Origin of the sequence: Dyadobacter flavalbus, from assembly GCF_006149045.1 — a bacterium.
GTDB lineage: Bacteria > Bacteroidota > Bacteroidia > Cytophagales > Spirosomataceae > Dyadobacter > Dyadobacter flavalbus.
The window spans coordinates 1-22,004 of record NZ_VBSN01000027.1; the positions used below are offsets into that span (position 1 = coordinate 1).

Annotated in this window: 19 protein-coding genes and 1 rRNA gene; 13 read left to right on the forward strand and 7 right to left on the reverse strand. The window is 42.8% G+C overall.

The window, feature by feature from the left end; genetic code table 11:
* The first annotated feature begins 373 nt into the window (after window positions 1–373).
* From rrf to FEM33_RS05190, 6 genes are all read left to right on the forward strand, one after another.
* Window positions 374–485, forward strand: a 5S ribosomal RNA gene (gene rrf / locus FEM33_RS05170).
* Window positions 486–1,067: 582 nt separating this feature from the next.
* Window positions 1,068–1,400: a transposase gene (locus FEM33_RS05180; RefSeq protein ID WP_139011040.1), complete on the forward strand. Its 333-nt coding sequence runs from the start codon at window positions 1,068–1,070 to the stop codon at window positions 1,398–1,400.
* 248 nt (window positions 1,401–1,648) lie between these two features.
* The gene (locus FEM33_RS26640) at window positions 1,649–1,882 is read left to right on the forward strand and encodes an IS110 family transposase (RefSeq protein ID WP_229214101.1); all 234 of its coding nucleotides are present in this window, start codon (window positions 1,649–1,651) and stop codon (window positions 1,880–1,882) included.
* Window positions 1,849–2,097: an IS110 family transposase gene (locus FEM33_RS26645; protein ID WP_229214102.1), complete on the forward strand. Its 249-nt coding sequence runs from the start codon at window positions 1,849–1,851 to the stop codon at window positions 2,095–2,097. The genes FEM33_RS26640 and FEM33_RS26645 overlap by 34 nt, the downstream gene beginning before the upstream one ends.
* A 139-nt stretch (window positions 2,098–2,236) precedes the next feature.
* Window positions 2,237–2,608, forward strand: coding sequence for a transposase (locus FEM33_RS26650; protein ID WP_229214103.1), 372 nt, complete (start codon window positions 2,237–2,239; stop codon window positions 2,606–2,608).
* Window positions 2,609–2,835: 227 nt separating this feature from the next.
* Window positions 2,836–3,111 (forward strand): transposase, encoded by a 276-nt coding sequence (locus FEM33_RS05190; protein WP_139011041.1) that lies wholly within the window; start codon window positions 2,836–2,838, stop codon window positions 3,109–3,111.
* 727 nt (window positions 3,112–3,838) lie between these two features.
* Here the strand turns inward: FEM33_RS05190 and dxs are convergent.
* The 4 genes from dxs to mutL all read right to left on the reverse strand — a co-directional run bounded on the left by dxs (window position 3,839) and on the right by mutL (window position 9,500).
* Window positions 3,839–5,782, reverse strand: a complete 1,944-nt coding sequence (gene dxs, locus FEM33_RS05195) for a 1-deoxy-D-xylulose-5-phosphate synthase (RefSeq protein ID WP_139011042.1) — start codon at window positions 5,780–5,782, stop codon at window positions 3,839–3,841.
* A 72-nt stretch (window positions 5,783–5,854) separates the two neighbouring features.
* Window positions 5,855–6,769 carry a rhomboid family intramembrane serine protease gene (locus FEM33_RS05200; RefSeq protein ID WP_139011043.1) on the reverse strand — a complete coding sequence of 305 codons (915 nt, stop codon included), beginning with the start codon at window positions 6,767–6,769 and terminating at the stop codon, window positions 5,855–5,857.
* A gap of 3 nt (window positions 6,770–6,772) precedes the next feature.
* Window positions 6,773–7,558, reverse strand: a complete 786-nt coding sequence (locus FEM33_RS05205) for a rhomboid family intramembrane serine protease (RefSeq protein ID WP_139011044.1) — start codon at window positions 7,556–7,558, stop codon at window positions 6,773–6,775.
* Window positions 7,559–7,613: 55 nt separating this feature from the next.
* Window positions 7,614–9,500 carry a DNA mismatch repair endonuclease MutL gene (gene mutL / locus FEM33_RS05210; protein WP_139011045.1) on the reverse strand — a complete coding sequence of 629 codons (1,887 nt, stop codon included), beginning with the start codon at window positions 9,498–9,500 and terminating at the stop codon, window positions 7,614–7,616.
* 239 nt (window positions 9,501–9,739) lie between these two features.
* Between mutL and FEM33_RS26530 the strand changes: the two genes are divergently transcribed.
* On the forward strand, window positions 9,740–9,904 hold the full coding sequence (locus tag FEM33_RS26530) for a hypothetical protein (protein WP_201747702.1): 165 nt from the start codon (window positions 9,740–9,742) through the stop codon (window positions 9,902–9,904).
* Between the two features lie 72 nt (window positions 9,905–9,976).
* Here FEM33_RS26530 and nagB read toward each other — a convergent pair whose 3' ends face one another.
* Entirely contained in the window at window positions 9,977–11,917 is a 1,941-nt protein-coding gene (gene nagB / locus FEM33_RS05215; protein WP_139011781.1) for a glucosamine-6-phosphate deaminase, read from the reverse strand.
* Window positions 11,918–12,307: 390 nt separating this feature from the next.
* Between nagB and glyA the strand changes: the two genes are divergently transcribed.
* From glyA to serS, 5 genes are all read left to right on the forward strand, one after another.
* Window positions 12,308–13,612, forward strand: a complete 1,305-nt coding sequence (glyA, locus tag FEM33_RS05220) for a serine hydroxymethyltransferase (RefSeq protein ID WP_139011046.1) — start codon at window positions 12,308–12,310, stop codon at window positions 13,610–13,612.
* A gap of 246 nt (window positions 13,613–13,858) precedes the next feature.
* A complete protein-coding gene (locus FEM33_RS05225) occupies window positions 13,859–14,560 on the forward strand; it encodes a tetratricopeptide repeat protein (RefSeq protein WP_139011047.1) in 702 nt (233 codons plus the stop codon).
* Window positions 14,561–14,684: 124 nt separating this feature from the next.
* The gene (ribH, locus tag FEM33_RS05230; RefSeq protein ID WP_139011048.1) at window positions 14,685–15,182 is read left to right on the forward strand and encodes a 6,7-dimethyl-8-ribityllumazine synthase; all 498 of its coding nucleotides are present in this window, start codon (window positions 14,685–14,687) and stop codon (window positions 15,180–15,182) included.
* A gap of 61 nt (window positions 15,183–15,243) precedes the next feature.
* Entirely contained in the window at window positions 15,244–16,602 is a 1,359-nt protein-coding gene (locus tag FEM33_RS05235; protein ID WP_139011049.1) for an aspartate kinase, read from the forward strand.
* A 3-nt stretch (window positions 16,603–16,605) separates the two neighbouring features.
* Window positions 16,606–17,898 carry a serine--tRNA ligase gene (gene serS / locus FEM33_RS05240; protein ID WP_139011050.1) on the forward strand — a complete coding sequence of 431 codons (1,293 nt, stop codon included), beginning with the start codon at window positions 16,606–16,608 and terminating at the stop codon, window positions 17,896–17,898.
* A gap of 79 nt (window positions 17,899–17,977) precedes the next feature.
* Here serS and FEM33_RS05245 read toward each other — a convergent pair whose 3' ends face one another.
* Entirely contained in the window at window positions 17,978–19,243 is a 1,266-nt protein-coding gene (locus tag FEM33_RS05245) for a hypothetical protein (RefSeq protein ID WP_139011051.1), read from the reverse strand.
* Window positions 19,240–20,511 (reverse strand): hypothetical protein, encoded by a 1,272-nt coding sequence (locus FEM33_RS05250; protein ID WP_139011052.1) that lies wholly within the window; start codon window positions 20,509–20,511, stop codon window positions 19,240–19,242. Before FEM33_RS05250 ends, FEM33_RS05245 begins: the two co-directional genes overlap by 4 nt.
* Window positions 20,512–20,736: 225 nt before the next feature.
* Between FEM33_RS05250 and FEM33_RS05255 the strand changes: the two genes are divergently transcribed.
* The gene (locus tag FEM33_RS05255) at window positions 20,737–21,876 is read left to right on the forward strand and encodes an acyl-CoA dehydrogenase (protein ID WP_139011782.1); all 1,140 of its coding nucleotides are present in this window, start codon (window positions 20,737–20,739) and stop codon (window positions 21,874–21,876) included.
* The last annotated feature ends 128 nt before the right edge of the window (window positions 21,877–22,004 follow it).

Sequence of the window (22,004 nt, forward strand, 5' to 3'; positions counted from 1 at the left end):
GATAGGCTGCAGGTATACGTGTGGAAACACATTCAGCTGAGCAGTACTAATTACCCAACAGCTTGCAGCAAATCATATCTTTAAACATCTTCTTCTCTTCTGCTTCCAATATGACATGAAAAAAGGATGAAAAGGATAAAGGACGAAAGCATAAAGGGTACAGACCTTTCCTGCATGCTCCTTGCCGCCTCTCCTGCTTCTTAAAGACCTTGTTGGTGGCTATTGGCCTGGACGGTGCGGCGATCCGCTTCACTGATCTTCCAAAAACCACAGTAAACCAGCAAAAGAGCTTGTTGGTGGCTATTGGGACGGCCGGGGTCGCGACCGACTTCACCTCTTCCCCTAGCAACATAATAAACCAGCAAAAGAGCTTGTTGGTGGCTATTGGCCCGGTGTTCACCTCTTCCCATTCCGAACAGAGAAGTTAAGCCCGGAACCGCCGATGATACTTGGATCAAACCCGGTAAAGTAGGTAGCCGCCACAATACCATTACAAAAAGACCATCCCAATCAGATGGTCTTTTTCTTTGCATCACACCACGAAGCCCATCTGTACAGATGGGCTTCGTGCGTTAACAGACCGATAAAAGAAAAGCACAGCTTTTGGGAAGCAGTCCGAAAAGTTGGGGGCGACAAAAAAAGTAGTTGTTTTGTAATGTATCAATATTGAATGCATTGCAATAGTCTTATCAAGCCTTAGTCTGTTTCTTACTACCGGAGGGCATCCTCGAATATTTTTAGCTTTCCGAAATTGTTGAAGGCTTAACTGGCCTTAACATCTACCTGAAAGAAAAAATTGATCCTCCTTTCGAATACAAAGATCAAAAATTAGAGTCCAAAGGCTTTTTGCCAGAAATCTATATTCAGGACTTCCCCATACGTAATCAAAAGTTATGCTCTGTATCAAGCGTCGGCGCTGGGAAGTCAAGGACACTTGTGAGATTATTAGTAGGGACTGGAATGTAGTGTAACAGTGAACTCGAATGACCAAAGAATACAATGATTTTTAAAAGGGTTGTATTGACAATCACCCGGTAAGTTGCTCCCAGTTAGGCAAATACTTTCATTTGGACGGCAAACAATTGCAGCAACCGTATAAGGACCATATCGGTGATTACAAAGACTGGAACCAGCGTACGTATGCTGCTGAGTGGCTTATGTACCCAGAAAATACCGGTCCGTATTTAAGCATTGATGAAACTTTACTCTGTAATGGCGAACTGTACTCTATTGTAATCAATAAGGCCGCTAAGTGTCGGAAAAGCTCATTAGTGGCTGTGGTGAAAGGTACGCAAGCCAGCTCGGTCATTGAAGTTTTGAGAAAGATCCCAATACACATACACGGTAAGGTACGGGAAGTGACGCTGGACCTGTCCGTCAGTATGGCGGCCGCCTTTTAGATTTGTAGTAGATTAAAATTCCAAGATTTAGTATTTTCAATAAAAGTAAATAGAGCGGGTTTTCCTATGCGGCCGCAGAGCTTTACTCTATGCACGGATTCAGGTCCCGCTCTATCTTATTACTTACCAGATCTCAACTAGGTCGCCGGTGCGATGGAAATGAGGGCAAAATCCATTAGTAAGCGGGGCGCCCCGTGGCGTGTTGAGGTAATAGGTAAGTTTTAAACAACTCTTAAACTTGATACTTTATGGAAATCATACATTTTATTGGAATTGATATTTCTAAATCCATATTGGACTGGGCAGTTTACACACCTCCAAAAGGAATTATCTTTCAAACTCAATCGGCAAACTCGGAAGAAGGCATCAAAGCTACAATCAAAACCATCAAAGCTTTGTCCAATTTTGAAATTTTAAAATCGGTTTGGTGTATGGAGCACAACGCGCGGTGTCCGCAGGGATCTATAATGCTCATTTACTAAGTTCTCTTCACAAATTACATTATCCCATTTGGTTAAAAAACAGTCTTCAAATCAAAAGATCCGGAGGATTGCAAAGGGGCAAAGATGACGCAATTGATGCCGTCAGGATTGCTCATTACGCATTCCGTTTTAAAGACAAAATCAGGATTTGGCCGCCACCTCAAATTATTCAACAATTAGCTGCTTTGAGTGCTCTACGTGATAGATTATTCTAAGTGAAGCATCAATTGCAGCATCCGCTTAATGAGCAGGACCGGGCTGCCGACGCAGTCGTTCATTGGATTATCTCTTCAAAAGTAGCTTTGTAAAGCTTGTGAGGCGTCCTTAAAAGCGATTAATACTGATCTTGAAAAGGTGGATAATCAAATAAAAGAACTCAGAGAAAATGATCCTCATCTCAAAGCACTTTTTGAATTTATTATCGCCCGGCGGCTCGGTTCTGTACCTGGCATAGGTGTGGTTACAGCATCTGAGATAATCTTGGCAACAAATGAATTTACTACCATTAGTGAACCAAAAAAATTAGCCTGTCATGCGGGAGTAGCACCTTTTGAACAACAGTCAGGTACCAGTGTCAGAGGAAAGACCAGCGTTAATCATCACTCAAGAAAACGACATAAAAGTCTATTTCATTTGGCAGCTATGTCTTCGGTTAAAGTAAAAGGCGAGATTCGAGATTATGATATGAGGAAAGTTGCCGAGGGGAAAAACAAATGCTTGTGCTAAATGCAGTCCGAAATAAATTAATTCACCGCGTTTGCGCAGTAGTACATAAAAAACAAAAATATGACAAAAATTATGTACTAAAACTTGTTTAAACCATGGAAATCCGCGCGGGATTGATCGTAAGCCGGTTTTTTCCAAAGGCTTCAAAGGTCATCGACCGCTTCCATGTATAAAAACTGGCCTTTGAAGCCGTCCAGGAAATTAGAATTTAACATCGTTAGCAGGCTTTGGATCAAGAGATTCAAGCTATTGAAATCGCTAGGCAATCGGGTTTGGTTTACCAGCCTGAGATTATTGACAATGCAGATGCATTAAAACAGCTGCTGGTGAGGAGCAGGTACTTGCTATTGAAGCATCATGACAAATGGACGGCTTCACAAGTGCAACGTTTCAGGCTACTTTTCGAGCGTTACTCGCTTATCAAGCAGGCTCATCAGTTTCCAGGAACGCTGGCTCAAGTTCGCCGGAATCTCCAACCAGAGTTCATCTTCGAAAAATTTTGAATTAACTTTTATTGACTGAATGGGCGGATTAAAGCTATAATGGCAACCTTGGCAATATATACGCTATTACAGCTCGTATGAAGGTTAAAACTGCTATTAAGGATCTTGTAAAATTTCCTAATGGTTATACAAAAAAGTACCTGAAATAACCTTAGAAATAGCCAGTAGCATGTCTATGATTGCCAAACTATGTTTTCTTGTAGGCAGTACGCATAACCGATTTATCTATGTACTAAAATTGACTGTGAAAGTCTTTCAAGAAATTGCATTGAAAATACACTGGTAAGTCTTGGATTACGAAAATGACGCTATTAAGCATGTAAAAGCTTCTCAAATAGAATATCAATCAGAAAGATAGACCAATGGTAATATCGTAAAATAATTAGGTAAGGAAAAGATATGTGTCGTATAAAATGCCTAACTCTTGGACTAACTGTTGAAAGAAGGGAAAATGTCAAGTTCTTTCTATATCGTCCTAGGTAGTTATATGCTTAAACCAAGTTGCCTTACAAGTTTTTGATTTTATTCGGGAACAGCCTATTTATTCAGCAACAGCAGTACTAATGAACTAATTGCTTACAAGAAAGGAATAGGAAGTGTTTATTATTCTATAATACGGCCTTATTTAGGCAACTTAGGAGTTGTTGCTAAAAGGCAGATATGCATTAAGTACAAAGCTCGATAAAGGCTGGTAAGAAAAAGTACTTTATTTAACTAAATAATCTGCTTACAGCGAAAATAGATTCAACGTACTTTTAGCATTCAGAAACTCTACAACGGACTTCATAATTCCTGTTACATCTATACCACATTCCTTATATAATTCGTGAGGTTCTCCGTGTTCGATGATGGTATCTGCTATGCCAAGTCTCTTTACCTTGGTATTGTATTCTTTATCGGCCATAAATTCAATTACAGCGCTTCCAAATCCTCCTTGCAGGCATCCGTCTTCAAGTGTAATAATTCGGTCGAATGAAGCAAATATTTCATGTAAAAGGGATTCGTCCAACGGTTTTGCAAAACGCATGTCATATAAAGCTGCTGATATGCCTTGTTTTTCTAGTTGAACGCAGGCTTGTTCAGCATAATTTCCTAATGGACCAAAGGACAAAATGGCTATATCTTCACCATCTTTCACTTTTCTGCCTTTTCCAATTTGCACTTCCTCAAATGGATAATTCCATTGCGGCATAACACCTGTGCCTCTTGGATACCTTATGGTAAGTGCATATTTTCCGGATTGAAATGAATCCAGCTGAGCCGTGTACATCATATTTCTGAGCTCCTGTTCATTCATCGGAGAAGCAACGATCATGTTCGGGATGCAACGCATGTATGCAATGTCATAAACTCCGTGATGTGTTGGTCCGTCAGCACCCACAAGGCCGGCTCTGTCCAGACAAAATATAACCGGAAGCTCCTGAATACACACGTCATGAATCACCTGATCATATGCCCTTTGCATAAACGTGGAATATATGTTGCAAAATACAACTTCACCGCGCGTTGCCATTCCTGCTGAAAAAGTAACTGCATGCTGTTCGGCAATTCCAACGTCAAATGCTCGGTCCGGAATTTCATTCATCATGATGTTCAATGAAGAACCAGAAGGCATTGCCGGGGTTACACCGACGATTTTTGGATTTTGCTTTGCCAGTTCAACGATCGTATTTCCAAATACATCCTGATACTTCGGAGCTTGCGGACTATCGTAAACCTTTTTCTTGATTTCCCCGGTAATCTTGTCAAAAATGCCAGGCGCATGCCATTTGGTCTGGTCCTTTTCTGCCGGACCATAACCTTTTCCTTTAATTGTGAGACAATGCAAAAGTTTTGGTCCGGGAATGCTTTTAAGATCCTTTAAAACATCCGTAAGATGGCTTATATCATTTCCGTCAATCGGACCGAAGTAACGCAAGCCAAGTGACTCAAAAAGGTTGCTTTGACGAAGAATGGCCGTTTTCATAACGGCTTCAACTTTTGAAACAATTTCCTGGGCACTTTTCCCGAAATTGCTCATTTTTCCCAGCATATTCCAGACTTCATCCCTCAGCTTGTTATAAGTCTGGGAAGTGGTAATATCCGTCAGGTATTCCTTCAATGCACCGACATTCGGATCAATGGCCATGCAATTATCATTCAGTATGATAAGCAGATTGGAATCCGTAGCTCCTGCATGATTCATACCTTCAAACGCCATTCCGGCCGTCATGGCACCATCACCGATTACAGCAATATGCTGGCGCTCATAATTATTTTCCAATGCAGATGCAACAGCCATTCCCAAAGCAGCCGAGATGCTCGTAGAGGAATGTCCTACGCCAAATGCATCATATATGCTTTCTTTACGTTTCGGAAATCCGGAAATTCCTCCGTAAGTCCGGTTTGAATGAAAATCATTACGTCTACCGGTAAGAATCTTGTGTCCGTAAGCCTGATGGCCGACATCCCACACAAGCTGATCATCAGGCGTGTTAAATACGTAGTGCAGGGCAACAGACAATTCTACTACACCAAGGCTTGCTCCAAAATGTCCTCCGTAAACAGAAACGTTATCAATGATAAACTGGCGTAATTCATTACAGACCTGCGGAAGTTGTGAACTGTCCAGTTTTCGTAAATCTGCGGGAGAATCAATTTTAGATAATAGTTTTCCAGGTGTAATAAGCATAGTGAGGTTATTAAAATCAGATTATTGAAACCTGCTGAAAATACAATTTTACGTATAGGATTGAACCTGATCTTACTTTTGCTGGCTCGCCTTGAACAGCTTTTGCTTTTCTTCTCTTGTAAGACTTTCATAACCGGATCTTGAAATTTTGTCCAGAATCGAGTCTATTTCAATTTGATCAGGTGCTTCTATGGTTCCCGAAGATGAAGCGGAATATACATTTGTATTGCGGTAAACCTGCCGCTCGCGGTAAGTGACCTGCATGGAAGGACGCTTTCGAAAAAGACGTGACCAGCTGTTTACAATGGCATAAATAGGCTTTCCAAGATCAGTTCCGTTTTGCAGCAGTTTGATAAATACATAACCTATAACTGCTCCGGCAAGATGAGAAAGGTTTCCGCCGGCATTTTCACCCAGACTTTGTGCCAGGGAAAGGATAATGTAAAAAAGTGCAATGAATTTGATCCGGATCGGACCCAGGAAAATAAGATTGAATGTATAGTTCGGAAGCAAAGTCGATGCACCGACTGCAACTGAAAATGCTGCCGCAGAAGCACCCAGCATTCTGGAATCCTGAATTTGCGACTGAAAATAAGGCAGAACATTGTATAAAACCATGTAAATAACGCCGCCCGCTATCCCGCCAAGCATATAAAGCGCTATAACCCGCTTTGCACCCAGATATTCATCCACAAGTTTTCCAAACCAGTAAAGGAAAAGCATGTTGAACAAAATATGGAAAATATCTTCGTGTGTAAAAAAGTAGGTTAATAATGTCCAGGGCTTGTGTATAAACTCGTTTGTGGAAGCAGGAAGCTTCAAGGTATCAAGAACGGCGTAATATACATTCGAGGATTGTGAGAGCGTAAGAATGATCTTCAGGAGCAGCAGTACCAGAAATACTGCCGTATTGATCAGGATTATTTTGACGAGTGCATTTTCCGATTTAGCAAACTCCCTTTTAACGTCATCTATAATATTGCTCATCTTTCAATAGAAATTTGTTTTTTGCGTACCCCAGTAACGCAGTAATATGTATGCAAATAGCATTCCCCCGATATGTGCAAAATGCGCAACATTGTCTGACTGAGCGTTTTGTATCCCCTCGTATAATTCATATAACCCGTAAAAAGCAACAAAATATTTCGCTTTTATAGGAAATGGAACGAAAAGCAGAAAAAGCTCGGTGTTTGGAAATAATAATCCAAACGCCATAAGTATGCCAAAAATTGCTCCCGAAGCCCCTACCAACGGCGTATTTATCAAACCTTGATAATACGAATTTACAAAATTAACACTTTGTTGAATATAGCTGGAATTTGTCGGATTATCTTCAAATTTATTTACAAAATCAAGGCTGGCTTCATATATTCCTTTGGCATGTTTGCTCATGAAGTCAACCAATCCGTCCGGCGTCGGGTTCTGTGTATATATTTCAACAGCTTGTCTTACCTGGCTGTTTTCAAAATAATCAATTCCCGAAAACAGCATTCCTGCACCGATTCCTGTAAAGAAATAAAAGAAGAGAAATTTTTTAGGGCCCCAGACTCTTTCCAGCAGCGGACCAAACATGAACAAACCAAACATATTGCCGAGCAAGTGCCCGAAATTTGCATGAAGAAACATGTAGGTTACAAACTGAAAAGGCAGAAAGTCAGGTGAAAAAAGCGACCGTAGGGCAAATCCGTTCGTAAGATTCAGGGCATATTTATCAACTATAAAAAACAGGATATTCAGTATAAGTAAATTCCTTACGGTAGGTGTAATGGCCAGCATATTTTATTAGAATCAATGATTTATTTAATAACTACGCGCCTTATCATTTTGTTCTTCAACCCTTGAATATGCTTGTAAGTTTATCCATGGTGAGCAAAACAATAATCGCTTCGCCCGTAGGAGTCCGGTTCGGGTCCGTTGAGGCAAAAAGCTGATTGATAAGCGTGTGAATTTCAACCAGAGAAAGTTTTACCGCATAACGGATGGAAAACCGCTTTGCAAGGGACCGGGACAAACTTTCAGGTTTGTTCAGTTTGAGATCCGAATAACTCTGCTTCAGTTGTTCGATCAGTTCTTCAAAAAGATCCTGCTCGCTCTCCTCCGGCAAATCTGCCGGGATTCCTCTGATGATCAGTTCATTTGAACCAAATTCGTCAAACTCGAATCCCAGACTTCTGATTTCCTTTTTTGTTTCATGCACAAGCTGCATGTCGGAATGTGTCAGGCGTATGGTTTTCGGAAAAAGAAGCTGCTGACATGCACCGTTCCGGTTTGTAAGCATTTTTCGGTATCGTTCATAAAGAATGCGTTCATAAGCGGCTTTCTGGTCAATGAGCATAATGCCGTCTTTGACCTGCGAAAGGATAAACCGGTTATGCAGCTGAAAAAGCATGGCATCGCTTTCCGGTGCAGAAATGGCTTCAAGCGCCATGCGGTTCACTTTGCTTGCGACTGTTTTTGATTCTTCCTGATAAGACGGCCGGGAAACAGTCGGCGTGTTCAGCTCGAATGCCGCCAGTTCGCGGTTGCGTTCGTCCGGGTTCTGCAATCCTTCGAAAAGTTTGTTCCAGTTTGTAAGATTGGATCTTGACTGGCTGTTTTCATCTCGTTTGGATTGCGCAACCCAGTCCGGCATGACCGTTCTCGGAATCAGATTATTGTTCTGATCCGAAGGCGAAGTATTCAAAAAATTGGTATTGCCTTCAAAATCGATGGACTGCGAAAGATTGTAAATGCCGACTGCTTTCTTAACAGCGGCCATCACAATGGCATACACGGATCGCTCGTCATCAAACTTGATTTCCGTTTTGGTCGGATGAATATTGATGTCAATATGCGAAGGATCAATTTCTATAAACAGTACATAAAATGGATGGCTTCCTTCCGGAATGGTCCCGTCAAATGCACTGATTACAGCATGATGCATATTACTGTGCTTGATATAACGGTCATTCACAAAAAAGAACTGTTCACCTCGGGTTTTTCTTGAAAATTCCGGTTTTCCGATATATCCCCGAACGCTGATATAAGAAGTGTCTTCCTGACAGAAAGCCAGTTGTTCCCGATAGCTTTTTCCGTAAATATCCACAATGCGCCTCACGAGCTTTCCGGGCATCAGGTTAAATACCTCCGTATCGTTATGATGCAGTGAAAAGCCTACTTGCGGATGCGCCAGTGCTACTCTCTGGAATTCATCGAGCACATGACGCATTTCAACGGAGTTGGATTTCAGAAAATTTCTCCGTGCCGGAACATTGAAAAACAAATTCCTGACCAGAATACTTGTTCCTTTCAGGCATGCCACTGCTTCCTGCGTTTTTATCTCCGAACCGTCAATCCGGATCAGGCTTCCCAGTTCGTCGGATTCCTGTCTGGTCCGGAGTTCCACTTGTGCAACAGCGGCAATGGATGCAAGTGCTTCACCGCGAAAACCCATGGTACGTATCCTGAACAAATCCTCGGACTGGCGAATTTTGGAAGTGGCATGTCTTTCAAAACACATTCTTGCGTCTATCTCGGACATGCCCGTGCCGTCATCTATAATCTGGATTAGCGTGCGGCCGGCTTCCCGTAAAATAACCTGTATATAATTGGCTTTTGCATCAATGGCGTTTTCCAGCAATTCCTTTACTACGGATGCCGGTCGCTGAACAACTTCTCCGGCGGCAATTTGATTGGCAATGGAATCGGGTAATAATTGTATGATGTCAGAAGACGGCATGTCGGAATTGCAGTTTGCTTTACTATAACAAATAAACAAAAATTTTTTAACAGCCAACGAATCTCAGGAGTATTAAGCAGGCCGGGATAATATTTGTTTAGCCAAATAGTAGAAATAGTTATATTGGATATGAGAATGTTATATGTTTTACAAACGTTTTTATAATAAAGCTTTGTTGGGATTAAAATATTTATATAATTTAGGATACTCAACTCTGATATTAACAACACGTTCCCGTTATGAAAACGCCTGTTTTTAAAAGGTTCAATTATAATATGGCATTGCAATGGCTGATATTTCTGCCTATTATTTTGCCGCTGTGTATTGTTTTTGGTGCCTTGCAGGGTATCATGAACATGGTCGAAAAAATGGCGCAACGCATGTGGATCGATATGGAACTATAAATTTTATATACTTCTTTAAAAAGAAAGAGCTTGGTACCATACCAAGCTCTTTCTTTTTTGAATTGGTTCCCGTCAGAACTTCCATCTTACAAAAGCTTCCATCGCTTCGTATTCCGCAAGTCCGAGTTCGTCATACAAATGTGCCGTTGCTCTGTTCCGTTCCTCTGCACGCTGCCAGAATTCTCTTGAATCCTCGCCCTGAAATACAACGCCGTCTTTCTGCGACTGATGTTTGAATATTCCCTGACGTTTTTTCAGAACCTGGTCAGGACTCATCGGAACTGCCATTTCTATTTCATAAATATCCCATTCTGCCCAGGCACCGCGGTACAGCCATACCCAGCAGTCTTTCATATATTCTTTTTCTTTCGACCGGTTCAATGCAGCTTCAATCGCATCCCAGCAAACTTTATGCGTTCCGTGCGGATCTGCAAAATCGCCGGCGGCATAAATCTGATGCGGTTTGATCTGGTCAATTATATCTTCTATGATCTGGATGTCTTCTTCTCCGATCGGTTTTTTCTGAACTGTTCCCGTTTCATAGAAAGGCATGTTCAGGAAATGCGCCTGACTTGTAGGAATGCCCACAAAACGGCACGTTGCCTTCGCTTCTCCGCGTCGCAAAAGACCTTTTACCTTACGTATTTCAGGCGTATCAATTTCGCTGTCTTTGGTATGTCTCAAAAAGTTCTTTGCATCCAGAAACAACTGGTTTGTTTCCTGACTTTCTATTCCAAAGCCATTGTTGAAGTCAACAACGAAGTCAATAAAGCGAAGCGCTTCATCATCGGCAACGGCAATATTTCCCGAAGTCTGATAAGCCACATGGACTTCATGGCCCTGATCAACAAGCCGCTGGAACGTACCGCCCATGGAAATAATATCGTCATCCGGATGCGGGCTGAAAATAAGCACGCGTTTCTTTGCAGGTGAAGCTCTTTCCGGACGGTAAGTATCATCGGCATCCGGTTTTCCGCCCGGCCAGCCGGTTATCGTATGCTGTAACTGGTTGAATACATTGATATTGATCTCGTATCCGGAACCATATTGCGCCAGCAGGTCACTCATGCTGTTGTCATTGTAATCCTTGTCTGTCAGTTTCAGAATCGGCTTGTTCAATGTACGGGACAAATGAGTAATTGCTTTCTTGATCATTTTATTATCCCAGACTACCGAATCAACGGCCCACGGCGTTTTGATGCGTGTCAGTTCCGATGCTGCGCTTTCGTCCACAACAAAGGAAACATCAGGATGCGCCTGGAGATAGGATGCAGGGTTCAGTTCTGAAACGGGTCCTTCCACCGCTCTCTGGATCACAGAAGCTTTTCTTTCGCCCCATGCAAGCAGAACTATGCGGCGCGCATTCAGAATAGGCGCTACCCCGAGCGTTATGGCTTTGCGGGGAACATTATGCAGCCCGCCGAATTCCATGGAAGCAGCCACACGCGTGGAATGATCCAGTGTAATCAGTCTTGTACGGGAATTGATTAGTGCCCCGGGTTCGTTAAATCCGATGTGCCCGTTTCCGCCGATACCAAGCAACTGAAAATCCAGTCCGCCAACTGCATTGATTCTGTTTTCATAAGAAGTACAGTAATCTCTCAGCGAAGTAGCCGGAACGGTTCCGTCGGGAATAAAATAATTTTCCTTTAATATATCCACATGATCAAACAGCTGTTCTTTCATGAACCGGTGATAACTGTAGATAGAATCCGGTTCCATCTGATAGTACTCATCCAGATTGAATGAAATTACATTCCTGAAGCTCAGCCCTTCTTCCCGGTGCATCCGTACAAGAATGGCATAAACCGTTTTGGGGGAAGATCCGGTTGCCAGGCCAAGCACGCATGGCTTTCCTTCATTTTGTTTCTGACGAATCAGATCTGCAATTTCCCTGGCAACCGCATTGGAAGCTTCTTTTGAATCTGCAAAGATCTGCGTCGGTATTTTTTCATAGGTAATGGGCTGCCCGATTGTTCCGGCAGTGCCTTTTGAATGATTGGCAGTCTGCATCAGGATGGTCTGGGGATTCACCGTTTGTTGGCTCATAAATGGCGGTTATTATTAAGAGTTTATGAATAATACTGATTAGAGAATGATCATATCCCGGGATAGCACATTATACATAGTACAATTGGAACTTGGCAAAATGTCAGAAAAAAGACTCAGACACGCAAATGATGGCAAAAATACAATTCATAATGAATTATTATTAAAATAATTTAAAAATAACTTATGCACTAAAATACTTGATATAACCGGATTGAGGCTATAAACTGTGATCATAAAAAGTGTGAACAGGACATTTTGGATAAAGTAACTGTTATTATTTTATTCGACAATAAATGCTTGTATTTTTGCACCTTATTCTAGCTAATATCACATCATTTTCCAGTAAATCCCATGTCTACACTCACAAGCGTTGAACGTGACACTACCATTTTTGATCTCATAAACAGAGAAAAGCATCGCCAGGAATCTGGTATTGAACTGATCGCATCTGAAAACTTTACTTCCAGACAAGTAATGGAAGCTTCAGGAAGTGTATTGACAAACAAATATGCAGAAGGACTTCCCGGAAAAAGATATTATGGCGGATGTGAAGTAGTTGATGAAATTGAACAGATTGCCATTGACCGTCTGAAAGAACTCTTTGGCGCAACGTGGGCTAACGTGCAGCCGCATTCCGGCGCACAGGCCAATACAGCCGTTTTTCTGGCATGCCTTAATCCGGGTGACAAAATCATGGGCTTCAACCTTGCGCATGGCGGACACCTTACGCACGGTTCTCCTGTGAACATTTCCGGAAAATATTTCCAGCCTGTATTTTATGGTGTTGAGCCGGAAACCGGTTTGATCAATTGGGACAAAGTAGAGGAAATAGCCCTGAAAGAAAAGCCTAAAATGCTCATCTGCGGCGCTTCGGCATATAGCCGCGACTGGGATTACGAACGTCTGCGTTCCATAGCCGACCAGGTTGGTGCCATTTTGCTTGCCGATATTTCCCATCCGGCCGGTCTGATTGCCAAAGGTCTTCTGAACGATCCGTTTGATCATTGCCATATTGTAACGACTACAACGCACAAAACACTGCGCGGCCCTCGCGGCGGCGTTATCATGATGCGGAATGATTTTGAAAATCCATTCGGCATCAAAACACCGAAAGGCCAGACGCGTTTGATGTCTTCATTGCTGGATTCCGGCGTTTTCCCGGGAACACAAGGCGGGCCGCTGGAACATATTATTGCTGCAAAAGCCGTTGCATTCGGCGAAGCGCTCAGCGAAGGTTACTACAATTATGCTACGCAGGTTACCAGAAATGCGCAGGCAATGGCAAAGGCGTTTGTTGAAAAAGGTTACAGGATTATCTCCGGCGGCACGGACAACCATTTGATGCTGATCGATCTGAGAACCAAAAACGGCATTGAATCAGGACTTACGGGAAAACTGGCTGAAAATACGCTGATCAAAGCAGATATTACGATCAACAAAAACATGGTTCCGTTTGATGATAAATCGCCGATGATCACTTCGGGTATCCGTGTTGGAACTGCGGCCATGACAACCCGCGGATTGCTGGAAACCGATATGGAGCGTATTGTGGATCTGATTGATACGGTACTTGTAAATCATGATCAGGATGCCAAAATAGCTGCTGTAAAAGAAGAAGTTAATAACTGGATGAAACAATTCCCGTTGTACATCTGAAACACATAACAAAGAAACCGAAGACTGCGTGCCGGCTTTTATGCTGTCACGCAGTTTTTGTTTGTGGCTGTACACGATAAATTTCTGTATGAATTCAGATATATTTTATTGTACCGGGTATTTGGTAGTAAAAATTTTCGTTCAGTAACAGAATTGCACTATAAAGCATATAAAGAATTGTGCTATAACTTGTTTTGACTTCATAAAGTTTTCATAACTTTGCACTCCAAAATCGAATTAATTTATATGAGCAAGAAAAACACGGACGAGTCCGGGCTTGAAATCATTGAAACTCCGGAAGCACTGGCAGGCAAAATCAATAAGGCGGAGGTTTTTTTTATAAAAAACCGTAAAGTTGTCGTAGGTATCGTTGGTGCCGTGTTACTGGCACTTGTTGCATTTGCCGCATACCGCTTTTATATCGAAAGCCAGGAAGGAACTGCCCAGCAGGCACTTGCAAGTGTAGTTTACGATTTCGAAGCAGATTCCTTGCAGAAAGCACTGAACGGAAGCGGAGGAAATGAAGGACTTTTGTCCATTGCCGACAGCTACAAAGGTACGGACGCCAGTAATCTTGCAAACTTTTATGCAGGCGTTGCTTTACTGAAACAAGGTAAATACGACGATGCAATCAATCATCTCAAATCTTTCAGTTCATCTGACTTGCTTGTACACGCACGTGCACAGTCGCTGATCGGAGATGCTTATATGGAAAAAAATCAGCCGGCAGAAGCCATTTCTTACTACGAGAAAGCTGCTGACTACGAAAAGAACGAATATTTTACACCGGTATACTTAATGAAACTGGCCATTGCACAGGAAAAAGCCAGCAAACCAAGTGATGCCATGTCCACCTATAAACGTGTAGTTGACGAGTTCCCGCTTTCATCGGAAGTGGTGAACGCGAAGAAATACATGGGATTATTAGAGGGACAGGTCGGCAAATAATGGTTAACCATTTCTGTTTCAAAAAAGGATAAAGCCGACACGGGTTTTATCCTTTTTTTATTTGTTCATATACATAAATTCATTCCATTTACTTTCACGGACTTTCTCCGAAAAACAGATAACTATGTCCAGCGCAGATAAAAATTTAAGTGTTTTCAATACAAACGGTTTACCGGATATCAGTAAAAAAAGATTTGCCATACTTGTTGCAGAATGGAACAGTGAAGTAACAGAAAGGCTTTTTGAAGGCGCATATAAAACGCTTGTTGATTATGGCGCAACGCCGGAAAACATTGAAAGAGGAAATGTACCCGGAAGCTTTGAACTTACACTGGGATCGCAATGGTTTGCCCAGCGTCCTGATATTGATGCCGTTATTGCTTTGGGCGTTGTTATTCAAGGCGAGACAAAGCACAATGACTATATTAATCATGCTGTAGCACAAGGAATCACAAACGTCAGTTTAAAGCTGGACAAGCCTGTTATTTTCGGTGTTCTTACGCCCAATACGATGCAGCAGGCGCTGGACAGGGCAGGAGGTGTCCACGGAAACAAAGGCGATGAAGCAGCAATGACAGCTATCAAAATGATCGGACTGCATGAAAACATACTGAAAGCCTAGTTTGACCGGAAAATAAACAATTGTCTTTATCTGAAATTCATTTATTCTATACCTTACAAATATGCAAGTCTGGAAATTTGGCGGTACTTCGGTTGGAAAGCCTGAACGCATGCATTCGATCCGCGAACTTCTTAACAATGATCCAAGCCGTAAAATAGTTGTGCTGTCGGCTTTATCAGGATCAACAAATGCGCTGATTGCCATTGGAGAAGCTGCAAAAGCTTATGATGATGCCAAGGCAATTTCTTTAATTGAAGATCTCAAAACGCATTACAACCTCTTTATCAAGGAACTGTATGCTACTTCTGAAAGCCTGGCAGCTGGACAGGAAATTGTTGATACCGAATTTGGATTTATAAAGTCCCTCGTTGGCATCAAGCCGTTTACGATCAAGCAGGAAAAGGAACTTGTTGCGGAAGGAGAAATACTGAGTACCAAAATGTTTCAGGCTTATCTGGAAGAAAAAGGCGAGAATTCTGTTTTGCTGCCCGCTCTGGATTTTATGAGAATTGACGCCGACGGCGAGCCGGAACTTGCAACGATTGAAGAAAGACTGGTGACGATATTAAACCAGTATACCGATAAACAGACGATTGTAACGCAGGGATTCATATGTAGAAATCCGCGTGAGGAAGTTGACAATCTGAAACGCGGTGGTTCCGATTATACGGCGTCTCTGATTGGCGGAGCAATTCGTGCCGATGAAATTCAGATATGGACGGACATTGACGGAATGCATAACAATGACCCGCGTATTGTAAAACGTACTTTTCCAATCCGGGAACTGACGTTTGAGGAAGCAGCAGAACTGGCTTATTTCGGTGCCAAAATTCTTCATCCGAGTACGATTACGCCGGCCAAATTACGCGGAGTTCCGGTCCGGTTGAAGAACACCATGCAGCCCGAAGCGCCCGGAACGTTGATAGCAAACCAGACTTCTGACCGCGATATCAAGGCTATTGCAGCAAAAGACAATATAACCGCCATTTATATCCATTCCACCCGTATGCTGAACGCCTACGGTTTTCTTCGTAGAGTGTTTGAAATTTTTGAAAAATACAAAACACCGGTCGATATGATTACAACGTCGGAAGTTTCGGTGTCTGTGACAATCGATAATTCCGAACATCTGGATAAAATTACTGCTGACTTGCGCGAATTTGCTGATCTTGAAGAACATGACCGTGATCAGAATATCATTTGCATTGTAGGAAATTTCAGTGCCGACAAAGAAGGAATTGCCTTAAAAGTACTGGACGCGATGAAAAATATTCCTATACGAATGATTTCGTATGGTGCATCGGAACACAATCTTTCGCTGCTTATCCATTCCAAATACAAGGCAGAAGCATTGAACGTGCTGAACGAGCGTCTTTTTTATTATGAAGATGCAATGAAAGATATTTTTACAGCTCCATAAGATATGTTACAAACTGGTTTTATACGCGATAACAGAGAACTGACTATCGCAGGATTAACAAAAAAGCATTTTAAAAACGCTGAACAGGCAGTAGACCAGATTATTGATCTGGATCAGAAGCGCAAAGAATTACAGCAGGAACTGGACGAAACACTGGCCAGATCCAATGCAAAAGCAAAGGAAATAGGCGCTTTGATGAAGTCAGGCCAGCATGAAGAAGCTAATGCTGCAAAGGCGGATACAGCAGCACTTAAAGAACGTTCCAAAGCGCTGGATGAACAGCATAAAGCAGTTGAATCGTCGTTGCTTGACGAACTTGTAAAATTGCCCAATCTGCCGCATGAAAGTGTCCCGGAAGGAAGAACGGCCGAGGATAATATCACTGTGCTGGAAGCAGGAAACAAGCCGCTTTTACCCGCAGGCGCATTGCCCCATTGGGAACTGATCCGGAAACTGGGACAAAGTCAGGCTCCGATCATTGATTTCGAACTGGGCAACAAGATTTCCGGTGCGGGTTTTCCGGTTTACAAGGGAAAAGCTGCAAGGCTGCAAAGAGCAATGATCGCCTTTTTTCTTGATGAAGCCGGAAAAGCGGGTTATACGGAAGTACAGCCGCCAATCGTCGTCAATTCAGATTCCGGATTTGCTACCGGGCAGCTTCCGGATAAAGAAGGCCAGATGTACCACGACGCAGCGGACGATCTTTATCTGATTCCGACTGCCGAAGTGCCTGTTACCAATTTGTACAGAGATGTGATTGTTGCGGAAAACAGCCTTCCGGTAAAAAATGTAGCGTATACGCCGTGTTTTCGCCGTGAGGCTGGAAGCTGGGGCGCGCATGTGCGAGGACTGAACCGTTTGCACCAGTTTGATAAAGTCGAAATTGTGCAGATTAACCGTCCGGAAGATTCATACAATGCACTGGACGAAATGGTAAGTCATGTAAAAGGGTTGCTTGAAAAACTGGAACTGCCTTACCGGATTTTGCGCCTTTGCGGCGGAGACATGGGTTTTACCTCGGCATTGACATACGATTTTGAAGTGTGGTCTGCGGGGCAGGAACGCTGGCTGGAATGCAGTTCTGTTTCAAATTTTGAGACTTATCAGGCCAACCGGCTTAAACTGAGATATAAAACGGCTGACAAGAAAACGCAGCTTCTGCATACTTTGAACGGATCGGCACTCGCATTGCCGAGGATTGTGGCTGCTTTGCTTGAAAACAATCAGCAGGCTGACGGAACCGTAAAGATTCCTTCTGCGCTGGTTCCTTATTGCGGTTTTGATACCATCGAGTAAATTGATTTACAGGAATAAAACCAAAAAGCCTTCACGAAAGTGAAGGCTTTTTGGTTGGAAAATGGAAATTACTTTCTGTTTAATCCTGAATTTTTGAAGCGGGCAAAAAAGTTTTTCTTTTTGGAAAAGCCAGCCAGATAAAATAGCCGGTCAATACGACAATGCTTACCTGCATGATGTAATCCAGAAGTCTTTGCTGCGTTGCGGTAATATCCGCCGGCGTCATGTAACAAGGCATTTCCAGTCTCCACCAGAAAGACGGATGAACAACGCAGAGTATATTAAAAATGATCAGCAGAATGACTTGTATTCTGCTTTTCCAGTTGATGATATAAACGACAAGCGGAATGAAAAACAGGAAAATGTAATTGCTGTATGCACTCTGCTGAACGATCATCATGGTGGCATACAATATTACCCAGATCCGGGAAAGCATCATTCTGAAATCAGCATTTCGCAGCCTTAACGCGGCAATGCATGCAAGTCCTACCGAAATCGCAAGTCCGATCCAGTTCCAGAACTTTTCCCCGACGCCAAGCTGATTGGAAAACAGCGGATTGATTACGGAAGGAATATTCGGGGCACGAAGTGTTTGCGCTTCATCCAGCGGCTGTGTAAATCCCCATCCGACGAGCGGATAAAGTATGGCAATGGATAAAACACCGATTACAGCCATTGGAACGACAAGCCGGAGCTTGTGTTTTTCCAGCATAAAAAGCGGAATCAGGATCAGTACAAAAATGGCTTTGGTCATGAGCAGCCCAAGCGCAAGAATAGCGGCATACCATTCTACTTTCAGCGTTCTTTCGCGTACGTAGTAAGCCAGAATCACAAAAAGCCACATCCAAACATCTTCCTGCGCGCCGATAATGCAAAGAACAAGAGAACCCGGCAGCAAAAGGTACAGAATGGATTTGAAGAGAAATTTTCCGCGTGACTGGAACGGCCTGAAAAAATGATAGGAAGCAAGCAAAGCGATGCCGTCCATAGCAGCCATTGTAAGCACGATCATTTTGGGATTATACCATAATTTCAGCCATATGCCCAGAAAATATGCATAAAGCGGAGAATACGGAGACCAGAAATCACGGTACACAACTTGCCCCATTGATGCTTTGCTGGCTTCATCCCAGAAGCCGTTAACATCCGAAGTCGGTTCCAGACCGGCGACCAGATAAACCAGAATGAACGGGATCAGACGAAGGACAATCCAGCCGATCAGCAAAGTACTCTTGGCAGATTTGTTTTCCAGCCACAATGTCAGTGTATTCTGTTTCCAGAGCAGTATGACGATCAGCAGCGTGGAGATCAGGCTGATGCCCAGTTTGGCGATGACTATATTCATGCCATTATAAGGTTTTCAGGACGTACAGTCTTGCGGTATGTTTCACGAAGCACCCATAAAAAACAAAGCACATTCAGTATTTGCAAAATGTATTCAAAAAGGTATGCAGCATTTGAGAATATTGCGAATGAAGTATATGCAGGCTGTTTGATATAGACCCAGATGAAAGGTTGGACAACCGTAAGCCAGTTCAGCAGCAAAAGAACTGCGATGTGAGCCGTTTTTCTGAGATCTATGATTTCAAAAAGAACAGCTATCAAATACGCGATTACGTAAGCGCCCATTGCACTTGCCTGAAATATCATCATGCAGACAAAGCATGCAATAAAAATCCCGGGCAGTACTTCATCAATACGTCTGTAACGTGCTTTGTAAGCCATGTAAGCCGGAATAAATACGGTAAAAAGCAATCCGAACCAATTGATGAGCGTGGATTTCTTTTCATTGATTGGAACGATCATCTCAACAAAAGGCCTGCTGACGGAAAACAAATTAGGCGTCATCAGTTGTTCGGTATGCTGGATCGGCATCAGGAAAAGATCGCCGATCTGCCAGTATAAAAATCCGATTGCCGGCAATCCGACAGCCGCCATAACAAGCAGCATTTTGACGGGTTTTCTGACAACAAGTAACAATGCGGGCAAAAGAAAAATAAAAGTTACCTTGATCGTCAGAAGAGCCAGTGCATAAAGCAGCCCGATACCGACTTCATAATTTTCTGGTTTCCTGATTGTAAAACGCCACATCAGCAACGCAGCGCCCCAGAACCATACTTCTTCCTGCCCGTCAACAAGAATGTACATGAATCCTGCCGGCAGAAGATAATATATGATGGCCAGCTGTAAAGCCCTTTCCGTTTTGAATTTGTAGGTTTTGTAAGTAAGCCACAGGATCCCCGATTCCATCAGCACCATAAACAGGACAATAGCACGCGCATTATGCCAGATCCAGACCGGCAAGCTGATGATGTATGCGTATAACGGCGCATGGTAAGACCAGAAATCCCTGTAAACAAACCCGCCTTTTTTAGCTGCTTCCGCCTTGTAAAAGAAGAATGGAATATCGCCCCGCGGATCTTCGTTCAGGACAAGAAAGATGCCGATCCAGGGAATCAGCCTGAGCAGGACAAAGCCGAGCAGAAAGATCATTTTCTCATTTTCAATCTGCCATTTTGCAAACAGCGCAGTTCTGCTGACCGTCCAGATTATTGCGAACGTCAAACCGAGATTGATGAGGAGTTTGATATAAAATACAGTAAGAACGGGCATTTAAAATAATATAAATAAAGAAGTTGCTGTGAAAACCGTGTGCGTCAGCAGAGAAATTCAAGCGCAAACTTAAGACAAGTTTTGTTGAAAATGAGCAGCAATTATCAAAGATTTAACCCGTTAGAAAATTGTATGCTTTTGCATCTTCCTTTTAATCCGTAAATTCAATCATTAGCTGATGTTGTAATCTGAACTGCCATGACCTATCATTCACAACTTACCGGAATGGATTTTAATCTTGGAGAAGAACATCTTGCCGTGCGGGAAGCCGCAGCAGATTTTGCCAGAAACGAACTTTTGCCGGGAATTATTGAAAGAGACAATGCCCAGCATTTTGACGCTGCACTGATCAGTAAAATGGGTGAACTGGGATTTCTCGGAATGATGGTTTCTCCTGAATACGGCGGCGGCGGAATGGATACTTTGGCTTATGTCATTGCGATGGAGGAAATAGCCCGGATCGATGCGTCTGCCGCAGTGATGATGTCCGTAAACAATTCGCTGGTTTGCTGGGGACTTGAAAAATACGGGAGCGAATGGCAGAAACAAAAATATCTTGTACCGCTTGCCTCCGGAAAGATGATCGGTGCATTTTGCCTATCTGAACCGGAAGCCGGATCGGATGCCACCTCGCAGCAGACAACGGCTGTTGAAGCCGGAGACTGTTATATTCTGAACGGTACAAAAAACTGGATTACAAACGGCAACACTTCTTCGATTTGTCTCGTAATGGCACAAACAGATCCGGATAAAAAGCATAAAGGAATCAATGCTTTTTTGGTCGAGAAAGGTCTTGAAGGATTTGTTGTCGGAAAGAAGGAAGATAAAATGGGGATCAGAGCTTCGGACACGCATACTTTGATGTTTTCGGATGTAAAAGTTCCAAAGGAAAACCGGATCGGAGAAGACGGCTCAGGTTTCAGATTTGCAATGAGCACGCTGAACGGCGGCCGGATCGGGATTGCTGCGCAGGCACTTGGCATTGCTGCCGGCGCTTTGGACCTTTCATTGAAATATGCAAGGGAAAGAAAAACATTTGGCAAACCGATCAGTGAACATCAGGCCATCCAGTTCAAATTATCCGAAATGGCTACAAAAACAGAAGCAGCGCGCCTGCTCGTATACAAAGCGGCAAAGCTTAAAGATGAAGGAAAAGATTACGTAATGGCTGCGGCAATGGCCAAACTTTATGCATCAGATGCAGCAATGTGGGTGACAACCGAAGCGGTACAAATTCATGGCGGCTACGGATATGTAAAAGAATATCATGTAGAACGGTTCATGCGGGATGCCAAAATCACGCAGATTTACGAAGGTACCTCAGAAATCCAAAAACTCGTAATTGCACGAGAGCTTTTAAAATGATCCCTTTCATATGATCAAGACTATTTTATTCTAAATCTTGGATTAAATTCATACCAAAATATCACTTTTTTTCAGTTTTTTGTCAATCTATACTTGTATTAGTTTTGTACAATTTATTAGATTTGTAC

Bases quoted from the DNA above. Each gene is read 5' to 3' on its own strand.
- FEM33_RS26640 (WP_229214101.1), top strand. From the start codon at position 1,649: ATGGAAATCATACATTTTATTGGAATTGATATTTCTAAATCCATATTG.
- dxs (WP_139011042.1), bottom strand. From the start codon at position 5,782: ATGCTTATTACACCTGGAAAACTATTATCTAAAATTGATTCTCCCGCA.
- FEM33_RS05200 (WP_139011043.1), bottom strand. From the start codon at position 6,769: ATGAGCAATATTATAGATGACGTTAAAAGGGAGTTTGCTAAATCGGAA.
- FEM33_RS05205 (WP_139011044.1), bottom strand. From the start codon at position 7,558: ATGCTGGCCATTACACCTACCGTAAGGAATTTACTTATACTGAATATC.
- mutL (WP_139011045.1), bottom strand. From the start codon at position 9,500: ATGCCGTCTTCTGACATCATACAATTATTACCCGATTCCATTGCCAAT.
- FEM33_RS26530 (WP_201747702.1), top strand. From the start codon at position 9,740: ATGAAAACGCCTGTTTTTAAAAGGTTCAATTATAATATGGCATTGCAA.
- nagB (WP_139011781.1), bottom strand. From the start codon at position 11,917: ATGCAGACTGCCAATCATTCAAAAGGCACTGCCGGAACAATCGGGCAG.
- glyA (WP_139011046.1), top strand. From the start codon at position 12,308: ATGTCTACACTCACAAGCGTTGAACGTGACACTACCATTTTTGATCTC.
- FEM33_RS05225 (WP_139011047.1), top strand. From the start codon at position 13,859: ATGAGCAAGAAAAACACGGACGAGTCCGGGCTTGAAATCATTGAAACT.
- ribH (WP_139011048.1), top strand. From the start codon at position 14,685: ATGTCCAGCGCAGATAAAAATTTAAGTGTTTTCAATACAAACGGTTTA.
- FEM33_RS05235 (WP_139011049.1), top strand. From the start codon at position 15,244: ATGCAAGTCTGGAAATTTGGCGGTACTTCGGTTGGAAAGCCTGAACGC.
- serS (WP_139011050.1), top strand. From the start codon at position 16,606: ATGTTACAAACTGGTTTTATACGCGATAACAGAGAACTGACTATCGCA.
- FEM33_RS05245 (WP_139011051.1), bottom strand. From the start codon at position 19,243: ATGAATATAGTCATCGCCAAACTGGGCATCAGCCTGATCTCCACGCTG.
- FEM33_RS05250 (WP_139011052.1), bottom strand. From the start codon at position 20,511: ATGCCCGTTCTTACTGTATTTTATATCAAACTCCTCATCAATCTCGGT.
- FEM33_RS05255 (WP_139011782.1), top strand. From the start codon at position 20,737: ATGGATTTTAATCTTGGAGAAGAACATCTTGCCGTGCGGGAAGCCGCA.